Here is a 12,832-nt window from a genome sequence, read left to right as displayed (position 1 = left end):
TTGCGCTCGAACCAGGGGTTAGGAACTGGCGCCAATCGCCAGCCCTGAAGCCGACGGCGCAGCAGCGGCCAACATTTGCTGGTAGACGCTGTAGGTCAGGGCTGCAATGCGCGCCTGCGTGTAATGAGCCAGAACCCTGGCGCGTCCCCGCAGCGCTAACTCGCGCCGCAGCGCAGCGTCTTGCTGCAGACGTCGCAGGCAGCCGCGTAAGGCTAAGACATCTCCTTCCGGGAAGACCAGCCCGGCATCGCCAATCACTTGCGGAATTTCGCCGCTGGCCGCGCCGATCACCGGTACGCCGCACGCCATCGCCTCGATGAGAACGCGGCCAAATTGCTCTTTCCAGTTCGGGGCGGTGCGTGAAGGCAGCACCAGGGCGTCCAATTGTGCATAGAAATCGGGCATAGCGGTAGATGTCAGCCGAGGCAAGAACTGGACGCGTTGGCCCAGTCCCAACTGCTGCGCCAGCGCGACCAGAGAAGGCTGCTGTGCGCCGCTGCCGGCCAGGCGCACCTCCACGTCGGACAGATCGGCAACCGCTTTCAACAGCAGATCAACGCCTTTTTCTGGCACCAGGCCGCCGGCATAGCCGATCACAAAACGCGGCGAGGGCGGCCGAGTCAGCGGTCGAAAAATTCGCGGGTCTACCCCAAACTGCGGCGCGAGGGTCACGGGCCCCTGGTAGCCTTTACGGCGCAGGATGTCAATCGCTTCGGCGTTGCCCGCCAGGGCATGGCGTATGTGGCGAAAGACATACTGCTCGAACCAACGAAACGGCGGCGGATAGGCGCGATACAGATTCTGCCAGGTGAAGAAACAGGCTGGCGCGCCAAACTGCTGCGCCAGCCATACAGCATGGAAAGTTGCCAGATTACACGGTTCTTCATCCATGTGGATCAGGTCGGGGCGTAAGGCAGTCAAGTGGGAGGCCAGCCGCGGGTAAAAATGAATATGGAAATGCCCATTGAAAACCAGCGGCGTTTCCAGCAGCTCGTAACCATTGACATGCGCCCGCTCCAGTCGGATATGACCGCGGCTGTCGCGCCAACCGGGCGGCGCCAAAACGGTCAGACGCATACCAGGCAGAAGCGAAAGTTCTTCCAGCTTGCGCTGATAAGCCCCAACCACGACCGCCTTGGATATCATGACGACATGCATAACAGTTTAGTGTGCGTAGAGCCGCTGCCACAACGCGACGGCCCTTTGCTCCAGTTCTTGCCACTCGGTCAGGTCTTTCCACATGGCAGAGAGCGTGGCCTTATCGGCGCGTGCATTGGCTTGCGCGCATGCTTTCTCGGCTAACTCGGCCGCATTGTCAACCTGGTACTGGCGCTGCAAGTTGAGCAGGCGCCAACGCACCAATTGAAAATCAGCCGAGAAGATGACCGGCGCCAAACGCGGCTGCGGCGCACGTTCCAGGCCAACGCTGGCAAACAGAACTTCAATTTCGGGCGCTGTCACACCAATACCAGGCCTCCCCGGTAGATTTCGTACTGTCCACTGATCGCGATTATAGCCGATTCGTGCAAAAATCTCAAACTCGCTGTCTTGTCGGCGCAGCGCGGCGTCGCTACAACCCTGTAGGATGGTCAAGCCAAACCGTGCGCACGGGAAAGCGAGCGCCCAGGTGGCGCGCCAGCGCCTTGAGACCGACGGTTTCGGTGGCATAATGCCCCGCATAGATCAGGTTGATCCCAAGGTCCTGCGCGGCGTAGAAGTCCACATGCGACGTCTCGCCGGTGATGAAGGTGTCGGCGCCGAGGGCTTTGGCTTCGGCGGCAAAGGACGCGCCGGAACCAGAAACGATCGCCACCTGCTGCACCTCTGCCGGGCCAAACCCCTGGACGCGCGGTGTGGTGTTCAAACGAGAACCGACTTGGGCCGACAGCGCAGCCAGCGTCAAACCGGCGGGCGCGGCGCCCAGGACGCCAATCAACGTGCCTTTTGCATCGCCCCACCAGCGCGTCACGGTGATGTTGAACAGCCGCGCCAGTTCGGCATTGTTGCCTACGTCTGGATGAGCATCAAGCGCCAGGTGCGCGGCGTAAAGCGAAAGGCCTGCCTCGAACAGACGGCGTACGCGCGCGCCAAACGGGCCGCGCAGCAGCTGCTCGTGGCCCCAAAACAGACCGTGGTGCACAATCAACATCTGCGCGCCGGCGTGCTGAGCGCTGGCAATGCAAGGCCAAGCTGAATCGGTGCTGAAGGCCAGGGTGTTCACCTCGTCGCCGCCGGCTTCCACCTGCAGCCCCTGCAAGCCATAATCCCTCACTTCGTTGATGTGGAGAAACGCGTCCAGATAGGCAACGAGTTCGCTCTTGAGCACGATGATGACTCCCCTTGAGATAATCCGACTGTAGCGGCTGACGCCCAGGCTGTGTCATTGGAATTGCCGTGCTTTTGGAGTTTGCTTTTGTTTTGTGGTAAACTCGCGTCACGGATACTTGCATCATAACACAACTTGCGGTTGATTGCTATTTATCCCTCATATCAACAAATGCGCTATTTGGCGTAGAGAAAATGGTGCGCGCATCGGATGTATACTGCGGCGCGCGCGACCATAATAGAGTCAATCGAAGCGTGCTGCGCCGGCAGCGCACATGCTTCGACTTTTTGTGGATGAAGGGAGAGAGTGTCATGAAGCATATCAACGAACGAAGCGCCCGCGCGGCGCTGGTGATCCTGCTCATCGCGCTGATGCTGAGCGCCTGCGCGCCGCAAGCGCCGGTGCGCGAGAAGCCTACGGCCGGGCCTGACAAGCCGCCGTCCACGCCAACCACCGACCGCGGGGTCGCGCCCGCGGCGGCGACGCTGGCGCGGCAAACCCTGGCCGCGGCGTTGGGCGTGTCAGAGGCCGATATCACGATCACCGATGTGAAGCCCATGCAGTGGCGCAACGGCTGCCTGGAACTCGAACAACCCGGCGAAATGTGCACGCAGGTCATCGTGCCGGGCTATCAGGTCATGCTGGAAGCCGGCGGCCAACCCTATGAATATCGCACCAACATGACCGGCTCAGTCGTGCGACCGGCCGTGGCGACCACTATGAACCCCGCGGTGCGGGCTGCGCAAGAGAAGCTGGCAGCCAGCCTGGGCAAGTCAGCGGCCGCTGCGAAGGTCGTGGCGGTCGAGCCGGTCACCTGGCGCGACGGCTGTTTGGAAGTCTATCAGGCGGACACAAAATGCACCGAAGCGCTGGTGCCTGGCTTCCGCGTGACGCTCGATGTGGGCGGTGAAATGCACGAGGTGCGCACAAACCAGGAAGGGACGGTGTCCGTGGTGGCGCCGCGTACCGAAACGGTGCTGACGTGGCATCGCGAAGGCGGCATTGCCGGTTTCTGCGATGATTTGAGCATTACCAGCGCCGGCGCGATTACGGGTACGAGCTGCAAAGGCAACCAGACCGCAGGGGCCATGCGCGCGAGCCTTGACGCCGACCAGCAGGCGCAGCTGCAGATCTGGCTGGCCCAGTTTGCGCCGATTGATTATCAGATGAAAGACCCAGCCCAGGCCGATGCCATGCTGCAAACGCTGACTTTCAAGGGCCAGGGGCAGGCCAAAGCATCTACGGCCGACATCAACGCGCTGCTGGCCTGGGTCAATGAGGTTTATTTGTCGCTCAAGAGCACACTGCCGCCCAGCGACAGCAAGCTGACGCCCACCCTGCAAGCGCAGCCGAGCAGCGGCGCCCTGCAATCCATCGTCAAACTGCATGGCGAAAATTGGCCCCTCGGCAAGAAGGTCAACATACACCTGGCCTCGGCTTCCGTGCCGTTCGACGCAGCCCAGGTGTATGCCGCCACGGTGGTCGGTGGATTCGGCGCTTTCGATGTGAGTGTGACTGTGCCGGCGACATGGCCCAACGGGACGGCCGTCAGCGAATCGGCGCTGACCTGGATTGCTTCTACGCCCGATGGCATGATCAAAGCCACGGCAGATTTTGCTGTAACCAAATAGCCACGCCAGCCCGCCCCGCCGCGCAAGTCAAAACCCAGGCCTCTGAACAGGGCCTGGGTTTTTGATATACAGGAAGTAATCTTACTTCCTGGTTTGTCATTTCTGCCTATCCTTTAAGCGCAACCTGTGCGAAATTGCTGTTCGATGTAACGTGTGTTACACTGAACGCCTCAAGTTCCCATGCCAAGATATTGCCTTGTGGAGGTACCACTGTGATTCGACAACGAGCCAGGGGATGGTGGTTGATCGTCGCTTGTCTTTTGGGCGCTGTCATGGCGCCCGCCGCCAGCGCCAACGAAGCGGTGAATCCCAACGCGGTACAAGGCGTGTGGACTCTCAAGGCGCCTATGCCCACAGCACGCGACCGCCTGGCGGTTGTGGGGGACGGCGCGCGCATTTGGGCCATTGGCGGCGAGTCACGCAGCGGCACCGATTACGTCGTGTCGAATGTCGTTGAAATTTATGACCCCGGCGCCGATACCTGGTCAACCGGGGCTGCTTTGCCCACGGCGGCGCGCGATCTCAGCGGCTGCGCGATGAACGGCAAAATCTACGTCCCCAACGGCCAGGGCGGCACTTATTCGGCGCCGACATTTCTAGCCACCTTGTGGATTTACACCATCAGCAGCAATACCTGGAGCACCGGCGCCAACTACCCTGGCACGCCGGTGCCTGTCCTGCAGGCGGTGGCGTGCGATGCAGCCAACAACCTGGTGTATGTGGCTGGCGGCGTGAGCGGCACGAGCACCAGCACCGCGATCAGCAACAAGGCCTATGTCTACAACGCCACAAGCAATGCGTGGACAGCGCTGCCCAATTTGCCGGCCGCGCGCTATGGCGCGATGGGCTTCTTTGCCAACGGACTTTTCCTGGTCGCCGGCGGCGACACCAATAACACCGCGCCGGCTCTGAACTCGGTCGTCGCCTACAACCCCTCAACCAATACCTGGTCCACGCAGGCCGCCACGATGACCACTGATCGCAACCTGGCAGCCGGGGCGACAGCGGGCGGCGCGCTGCTGGCAATTGGCGGCGGCTTCGCGTCCAGCAACAGCGTGCTCAACAGTGTGGACAGCTTCAACGGCAGCCAGTGGAGCGCATGGCCTTCACTGAATGTGGCGCGGCGCTTGTTGGGCGCAGGCACGGCCGGAGGATTCGTTTGCGCCATCGGCGGCTTTGATTTCTACCGCGCCGGCACGGCCTGCGACGTGGATTCTGGCCTGTGCCAGACGAACGAGTGCTATTCCTATGATCAGAGCTTTGCGGTGCAAAGCGCAACGCCAACCGCTTCGACCTGCGGCGCGGGCGACGCCGTGTACCAGCTGAGCCTGCAGGGTGTCAATGGTTACACCGGCAGCGTTACCCTGAGCGCGCTCAATCTGCCGGGCGGCGTCACGGCCCAATTCAACCCGAACCCCGTCCAGGTGCCTGGCAGCGCCCAACTGACCCTCAGCGTAGGCGGCGGCGCGGCGCCCGGCAGCTACACCATCACCGTGCAAGGCAGCGACGGCAGCAGCACGCAGACAACCAACGTCGTGCTGCAGGTGGTGACGGCTGCGCCGGGCGCGCCAAACCTCACGACCCCGGCCGACAATGCCACCAACGTCCCGCTCAATGCCACCATGACCTGGGCCGCAACCGCCAACGCCACGACCTATGATGTCCAGGTGGCCGAAGATAGGAACTTTGCCGCCGTGATCGCCAACCCCAGTGGCCAGTATGGGACGAGTTGGAGCGTGTCGTCCCTGCTGCATGCTTCACGCGTGCTGCACTGGCGGGCGCGAGCCGTCAATGCCTGCGGCGCCAGCGACTGGGCCAGCGCCAATCGTTTCTCAACCGTGGGTGGGCCTGATCCGGGCGGCAGCTGCCGTTTGGCCGACGTGAATTGTTCGGGCGGAGCTGTTGATGTGACGGATATTGCGCTGACTGCGCAGGCCTGGTTGGATCAGGTAACGCTTGGCTACTTCGAGGCTGACTTCAACCAGGACGGGAACAACGTGATCAACATCGCGGACGTGCAAATCGTCGCCGCGGCGTGGGGCCAGTAGACTCGAGGCAAACGCCAGCGCCGCGTGACCGACCACGGGTCGGAGCGCGACTGGCGTCAAGGGAGGCATTTCGATGAAGCGCATTGTGTTACAGGGATTACTGCTTGCGATTCTCGCCGTTGTGATAGCTAGTTGCAGTGTGCCTACCCTGGCTCCACCAAACCAGGCGTCTGCGCCCGCGGCAGGAGACGCCGTTGGTCGGGTCTTCGAGGGCATTCCGTCTGATCTGAACCTATCTCAGCCGCGCGAACAGGCAGCGTGCCCGCTGGCCGCGCTCGACAGCTATCAAGCCTGCGGCGGCGCGTTTTGCATTCGATCCTACGAAATGACCTTCAAGGTCAATGAGCCAATCAGGATTCTGTGGCTGCCGCAGAATGACTTCCGGGGCATCATGCAGTTCAAGGCCGAGCGCTTCGGCGGCGGCGAGGTGCTGACGCAGGACCGTGAGGATTCCATGTCGCCGGACTATCCCGATTACCCATCTGGGTGGACCTTCCCGCAGACCGGCTGTTGGTTGGTGGAGGCCACGGCCGGCGACGCCACCGGCAGCGTGGCTGTCTGGGTGGGCGACTGAAGCGCGACGGAGCGATCTAGACGAAAAAACCGGAGGTGGATGTTGATCCACCTCCGGTTTTCTTTGCGGCGCTTTTCCTGTTGGGCATGTCCGCCCCTCGAACTTACCTTGCCTCTGCATGTTGTTCCCGTGGGATGAGCAAATCCGCGACGATTTCCTGCCAATGCGACAAGAAAAGAAGATGCCCCACCGCGGGCAGAATGCGCAGCGTCGAGTTCGGCATGGCCTGCGCCATTGCGCGCGCCATGCCGATGGGCGTGGAGTTGTCGTCTTCGCCATGCCACAGCGTGATCGGCGTGCGTATGTCCTCAAGTCGAAAACCCCAGGGCTGCGCAACGAGCTGCACCTCCCAGGCAAAGGAGTCCAGGCCCTGGCGCGTGGATTCCGCATAGCTCGCCAGGAACATCGCCCGCACAGCGGGGCGCGCCAGCAGAGCCTGGTCAGATGGCGGATTGTGGCGCGTGAAGTTGGCGAAGAATTTCTCGGGATCGCGCCGTGGGTCGCCGCGCCAGCGAATCGTCAGGCCGAAAAGCGCAGGCGCGTGGCGCGCAAGCCAGTATCCGATGCGGCGTTCGCGCGCGATCCCCGCGAGCGCGCCTGGCGCATCAATCGGCCCTGAACCGCCGAGGATGGCCGCGCGAGGTATTCTGTCCGCCAGCCTGTAGGCGCAGGCGGCCACAAAAGGCCCGCCGCCGGAGGCGCCCACGACGGCAAATTGCTGCAGCTTGAGTGCGTCGGCAAAGTCGGCGACATCGTCAGCCCAGTCCAGCAGCGACCGGCCTGGTTTCGGATCAGAGCGGCCGAAACCAGGCCGGTCAGCCACCAGGAGACGCACACCGAGCGCGCGGGAAAGCTCCGCATCCGGGTGCATCAACCGGCAGCTGGGAAGGCCATGAAAGAAGAGTACGGGATGGCCGTCGGGGTCGCCATACGAGGCATAGGCGAGCATTCGACCGTCGCGCAAACGCATCCAGATCGGTTCAGTCATGGAACAGTCCTTCAACATGTTCGTTCGCCCTATTTCGTCTTCACAACAAAATCGAAGGTCGCAGTCAAGCCGTCGCTGGTCTCTTGCACGGTCAGCAGCATTTTGGGGTCAAAAATGCCGTCTTCGCTGTTGTTAGGCACGCCTGGGAAGAAGAGCTGACTCGTGATGATCGGCCCGCCTGGCGCTTGCACCTTGAGGTGAATGTGCTCCGTGCGGCCAGGGTAAAGGCCAGGCACCACCGTGGTCAGTTGGTAATGACCGGCCGCATCGGTGTACTGATGCCCACGCAGCGTGTAACCCGTGTTGTCGTACTGCCCGTTGGCGTCCGCCTGCCAAAAGTCCAACAAGGCATGAGCAACCGGCTGGCAATCGGTCGTGAAGACAGAGCCGCTCAACACTAATTTAGTTCCGGCCGTGCCCGCCTCCAGTAGCGACGCGCGCTCAGGCGAATTGGCTTTGAAGTAAGGCCCTTCGGTCAGTTCCGGAGTCAAGGACGCGGGGCTTTTGCACGTGGACGCGGGCGCCTGCGTCGCCGATGTCGGCGTGGCCGCCGCGGGCATGGCGGTTGGGACGAGCGTTGCGGCGGGCGCCTGGGCCGCCGTTGTCGGCGTGGCTGCGGGTGATACGCCAGCCGCCGGCGTGGGGGCCTGGCTGTTGCACGCAGTGAGCCAAAGCAGGCTTGCCAGCGCGAGGGCGATAGGTGTCAATTTGAGGGGCGGCAAACGGTTTCTCATGGTTCTCTCTCCAATCATATAAAAGACCCTTCAGGTCACGGGACCTGAAGGGTCTTTTGCTTCAAGCGAACCTTGACTACTTGCCGTGCTTCAGGGCCGCATGCGCCGCCGCCAGGCGGGCAATCGGCACACGGAACGGTGAGCAGGACACGTAGTTCAGACCCAGGCGGTGACAGAGATCAATGCTCTGCGGATCGCCGCCGTGTTCGCCGCAGATACCCACATCGAGAGTGGGGCGAGTTGCGCGGCCGGCCTTAACAGCCATACCCATCAGCGCGCCCACGCCGTTCTCGTCAATCGTAGCGAAGGGATTCTCTGGCAGAATCTTCTTGTCAATGTACTCCAGCAGGAAGCCCTTCTCAGCGTCGTCGCGCGAGATGCCAAAGGTCATCTGCGTGAGGTCGTTGGTGCCGAAGGAGAAGAACTGCGCCATCTCCGCGATCTCGCCCGCGGTCAGCGCCGCGCGCGGGATTTCGATCATGGTGCCGAACTGGTAATCAATCTCCATCCCCTTCTCCGCCATCACGGCCTTGGCTTCGGCCTCCAGCGCCGACTGCTGCACCTTCAGCTCATTGATATGCGCGGTCAGCGGAATCATGATCTTGGGGTGTACGTCCACGCCGTCCTTCGCACAATCACAAGCCGCCTCGAAGATGGCGCGCACCTGCATGCGGGTCAGGCTGGGGAAGTGAATGCCCAGGCGCACGCCGCGCAGACCCAGCATGGGGTTGGCTTCGTGCATGGACTGCACGGCCGACAGCAGCGACTCCTTCTCAGCCAGCTCCGGCGAGCCAGGCTTGGTGAAGCGCAGTTCGGTGACCTCAACCAACAGATCTTCCTGCGAGGGCAGGAACTCGTGCATGGGCGGGTCAATCAAGCGAATGGTGACGGGCAGGCCGTCCATGGCGCGGAAGAGGCCATCGAAGTCCTCGCGCTGGAAGGGGAGCAGCTTAGCCAGGGCCTCGTCGCGCTCGGTTTCGCTCTTCGCCAGAATCATCTTCTGTACGGTGGGCAAGCGATTGGTCTCGAAGAACATGTGCTCGGTGCGGGTCAAACCGATGCCCTCAGCGCCGAAGCGGCGGGCGCGCTGTGCGTCGCGTGGGTAGTCGGCGTTGGCCCACACGCCCAGCGTGCGGAACTCATCGGCCCAACTAAGCAGCTTGATCAGATAGGGGTCCTCGATGTCAGGCTCTTTGGTGGCAATCTTGCCGGCGAAAATCTCGCCCGTGGTGCCATCGAGGGAAGCCCAATCGCCTTCACGATAGACCGTGTCCTTGACCCTAAAGACACGCTCTTCCATGTTTACGTCCATCGCGGCCACACCGACCACGGCGGGGATGCCGAATTGGCGAGCGACCAGGGCGGCGTGGCTGGTGCGGCCGCCGCGGCTGGTCAGGATGCCCTTAGCCGCTAACATGCCATGCACGTCGTTCGGGGTCGTCTCCGGGCGCACCATGATGACGGCCTTCTTCTCTTCCTTTGCCCAACGCTCGGCGGTGTCAGCATCGAAGGTGATCTGGCCGACGGCTGCACCAGGCGACACGTTCAAGCCGATCGCAATGAGCTCGCCGCGGCCGGTGGCTGCCTTCTTGGCGGCCGTATCGAACTGCGGATGCAGGTAGAAATCTACGTGTTCGGGCATGACGCGCATGACGGCCTCGGACTTGGAGATCAGTCCCTCATCAACCATGTCCACGGCGATGCGAATGGCAGCCTGAGCCGTGCGCTTCGCGTTGCGTGTCTGCAAGATCCACAGCTTGCCGCGCTCGACCGTGAATTCGATGTCCTGCGTCTCACGGTAGTACTTCTCCAACTGACGACAAATCGCGGTCAGCTCGTCGTACATCACCGGCATCAGCGTCTTCATGTCAGACATGTGCAGGGTCTGCCGGGTGCCAGAGACCACGTCCTCGCCCTGGGCATTGATGAGAAAATCGCCTTCAATTTCTGGGGTGCCGTCAGACACGTTGCGGGTGGTCAACACACCAGTGCCGCTGTCTTGGCCCATGTTGCCAAAGACCATGGTGACGATGTTGACTGCGGTTCCCAGGTCGTGAGGAATCTTGGAAGCGTTGCGGTAATCGAAGGCGCGCTTGCCGTTCCACGACTTGAAAACGGCCTCAGTCGCCAGGCTGAGCTGCGCATAGGGATCATCAGGAAACTCGCTGCCAGTCTTCTCCTTGACAATCTCCTTGAACTTGGCGGTGATGGCCTTCAGATCTTCAACGGCGAGGTCAGAATCGCTGGCGACGCCCCGCTGATGGCGGTATGCTTCCAGCACCTTCTCGAAGTCTTCTTTCGAGACGTTGAGCACGACGGAACCAAACATCTGCACCAGGCGGCGATAGGAGTCGTAGACGAACTTCTCGTTTCCGGTCAGCGCAATCATGCCAGCGACCGTGGCGTCGTTGAGGCCGATGTTGAGCACGGTATCCATCATACCGGGCATGGAGAATTTGGCGCCAGAGCGGCATGAAACCAACAGCGGATTCGCAGGATCACCGAAACGTTTGCCGGTTGCGATCTCGGTGGCATGCATGGCCGCAATCTCTTGCTCCCACATATCTGCGGGGAACTGCTCGCCGGCCGCAAGATAGGCGTTGCAGGCTTCGGTTGTCACGGTGAAACCGGGTGGGACGGGCAGCTTGCCGCGATTCATATCGGCCAGGCCAGAGCCCTTTCCGCCCAGGAGGGCGCGCACAGCATCCCATTTGCCGCCGACATACTTCTCGGCCTCGTCCACCTCACTGAACAGGTAGACCCATTTCTTACTCATGGTTTTCTTACTCCTTGTAAAAGCGTGCAGATCATTATCTGTATATTCCAGTCGTTGAAAAACGATTATACGACCGGTGGAATCAATTGGCAAGAAAACGGCTGTGTCTTCTGGTGGCGCCGCCGCGCCGCGTTACGTCGCGATCAGGAAGCGGCGTCAGCCTTGCCCCGGAAGTACGCCAGGCGATCCTGCAGCGCCACGCTGCTGATGACCGCGACTAAGCTAGGCGCGATCAAAAAAAACAGGATGGTGGTCAATCCGCACAAGAGCACAATCACCGCCAACGCCGCAAGTAGGACGCCGGTATAAACCGGGCTGGCAAAGGCCAGGTAAAGCGCGTTACGAAAGACCATCCACACACGCAGATTCTGCTCGATGAGCACAGGAAAGAGATAAATCTGCATGGCTAACCAGGCGATGAGGATATAGAGCATGACCACGGAAAGGGCTTGCATCCATTGCGGAAACTGCGCTGGCAAGCCAGTGTAGAAGAAAAGACTGCTGATGATGATTGCCAGCATGCCGAGACTAATTCCGCTGATGATCCAACTGCGCACGAAATAGCGGCGAAATCCCTCCTTGAACACGTCGAAGTTGACCCTGCGCTCGCTGGCAATTCGGTTGGCAACGCAGTAAAGCGCAGCCGTGGCCGGCGGTCCAGGGATGATGATCAGCCAGCAGGCGCAAACAAGCAGGCTGAGCAGCGCCAACAGAAGCATCTCCTCGTAGGATGCTATGATGCCTGACCAAACGATGCGCAATGGGCGTATCATGAGATGCTCCTAGATTCTCTTTCGCTGGAGGCCAGCCCCAGGCGTACAATCATCCATGGCGCCAGCCAGATCATGGCGATGCCGACGATAGCGTAGCGGACAAAGCGCATGATGTCGGTACGCGGCAATAGGGCGCTCAAGCCGAGGTAGAAGATCAACACCACGACAAAACCGACCACAAAGCGCGCAAGGCGCTGCCAGATTGACCCGCGCACGCTGAACCCGATGGTCTGCGCCTCCAAAGGCAAGGCAATGCCCGCCCCGCACAGGAGGCCGAGGGATCGCGCGCTGGTGTCCGAACGCGCCAGGAAGAAAATCAGCACAGGCAACAGCGCGCCAACCGCCATCTGCTGCAACCAGGGCCAGCGCGCCACGATCCGACTGACCTTTGGCTCCAGCCAGATGAACAAGGCGAGCACGAGCAGGCCGATCAGCAGGCCGCCTACTACGTCTTGCGGATAATGGATGCCGAGGTAGAGGCGCGAGAAGGAGATGAGCAAGATCAGAAGGCCGGCGGCCAACCAAAACCAGGTGCGACGCACTACGTACGCCAGGTAGCCCCAAAAGATGATGCTTCCCTGTGAATGACCGCTAGGAAAAGCCAAGCTGTTCTCGGTGACGAGGACTTCCAATCGTGGATCGGACGGCCGCGGGGTGTGGAAGAGATCTTTGAGAAAGCCGTTGCTGAAATCATAGCCAAAGAAAAAGAGATAGGCCAGGCGGGCGCCCCAGCGCTTGTCGAGACACCAATAGAGGAGTGGAAAGATAAAAAGGTAGAAATTGTCGCCGTGCAAATTGGTGACGAAACGAAAGAAGTCGTTTAGGAAAGGGGTGCGCATCTGCTGCAGCGCCAACAGTAATTGCATTCCCCAGTCATTCAGGCTTATAAGCCAGTCGGTCATTTCTCCTCCTCGGCCACGGCTTGTCTGAGCGGTATTGGGCCTGCGCTCCACGGGGAACAGCGAACAAGCATCATTCACCA

General features: G+C 61.1%; 11 protein-coding genes. 3 read left to right on the top strand and 8 right to left on the bottom strand.

Annotated elements, in window-relative coordinates; all coding sequences use genetic code 11:
* Positions 1-18: 18 nt before the first annotated feature.
* From ACPQ6D_RS11025 to ACPQ6D_RS11015, 3 genes are all read right to left on the bottom strand, one after another.
* On the bottom strand, positions 19-1,146 hold the full coding sequence (locus tag ACPQ6D_RS11025; RefSeq protein WP_423224377.1) for a glycosyltransferase: 1,128 nt from the start codon (positions 1,144-1,146) through the stop codon (positions 19-21).
* 18 nt (positions 1,147-1,164) lie between these two features.
* The gene (locus ACPQ6D_RS11020; protein WP_423224376.1) at positions 1,165-1,461 is read right to left on the bottom strand and encodes a hypothetical protein; all 297 of its coding nucleotides are present in this window, start codon (positions 1,459-1,461) and stop codon (positions 1,165-1,167) included.
* Positions 1,462-1,570: 109 nt separating this feature from the next.
* Entirely contained in the window at positions 1,571-2,326 is a 756-nt protein-coding gene (locus tag ACPQ6D_RS11015) for a Nif3-like dinuclear metal center hexameric protein (protein ID WP_423224375.1), read from the bottom strand.
* 311 nt (positions 2,327-2,637) lie between these two features.
* On the opposite strand from ACPQ6D_RS11015, the gene ACPQ6D_RS11010 reads away from it, so the two are divergent.
* The 3 genes from ACPQ6D_RS11010 (at position 2,638) to ACPQ6D_RS11000 (ending at position 6,579) form a co-directional block, all read left to right on the top strand.
* Positions 2,638-3,957, top strand: coding sequence for a hypothetical protein (locus ACPQ6D_RS11010; protein WP_423224374.1), 1,320 nt, complete (start codon positions 2,638-2,640; stop codon positions 3,955-3,957).
* Between the two features lie 212 nt (positions 3,958-4,169).
* On the top strand, positions 4,170-6,005 hold the full coding sequence (locus ACPQ6D_RS11005; protein WP_423224373.1) for a Kelch repeat-containing protein: 1,836 nt from the start codon (positions 4,170-4,172) through the stop codon (positions 6,003-6,005).
* A 73-nt stretch (positions 6,006-6,078) separates the two neighbouring features.
* Positions 6,079-6,579, top strand: coding sequence for a hypothetical protein (locus ACPQ6D_RS11000; RefSeq protein ID WP_423224372.1), 501 nt, complete (start codon positions 6,079-6,081; stop codon positions 6,577-6,579).
* Positions 6,580-6,682: 103 nt separating this feature from the next.
* Here ACPQ6D_RS11000 and ACPQ6D_RS10995 read toward each other — a convergent pair whose 3' ends face one another.
* The 5 genes from ACPQ6D_RS10995 to ACPQ6D_RS10975 form a co-directional block, all read right to left on the bottom strand.
* A complete protein-coding gene (locus ACPQ6D_RS10995) occupies positions 6,683-7,567 on the bottom strand; it encodes an alpha/beta fold hydrolase (protein ID WP_423224371.1) in 885 nt (294 codons plus the stop codon).
* Between the two features lie 29 nt (positions 7,568-7,596).
* Positions 7,597-8,301, bottom strand: a complete 705-nt coding sequence (locus ACPQ6D_RS10990) for a dioxygenase family protein (protein ID WP_423224370.1) — start codon at positions 8,299-8,301, stop codon at positions 7,597-7,599.
* A 76-nt stretch (positions 8,302-8,377) separates the two neighbouring features.
* Positions 8,378-11,077: a pyruvate, phosphate dikinase gene (gene ppdK, locus ACPQ6D_RS10985; RefSeq protein ID WP_423224369.1), complete on the bottom strand. Its 2,700-nt coding sequence runs from the start codon at positions 11,075-11,077 to the stop codon at positions 8,378-8,380.
* Between the two features lie 143 nt (positions 11,078-11,220).
* Positions 11,221-11,850 carry a DUF624 domain-containing protein gene (locus ACPQ6D_RS10980; RefSeq protein WP_423224368.1) on the bottom strand — a complete coding sequence of 210 codons (630 nt, stop codon included), beginning with the start codon at positions 11,848-11,850 and terminating at the stop codon, positions 11,221-11,223.
* Entirely contained in the window at positions 11,847-12,752 is a 906-nt protein-coding gene (locus tag ACPQ6D_RS10975) for a phosphatase PAP2 family protein (RefSeq protein WP_423224367.1), read from the bottom strand. Before ACPQ6D_RS10975 ends, ACPQ6D_RS10980 begins: the two co-directional genes overlap by 4 nt.
* Positions 12,753-12,832 lie beyond the last annotated feature (80 nt).

This window comes from Candidatus Amarolinea aalborgensis, assembly GCF_900491745.1.
Lineage (GTDB): Bacteria > Chloroflexota > Anaerolineae > SSC4 > Amarolineaceae > Amarolinea > Amarolinea aalborgensis.
Note: the sequence above shows the minus strand (reverse complement) of the source record. Positions and strands in the feature narration are given on the sequence as shown.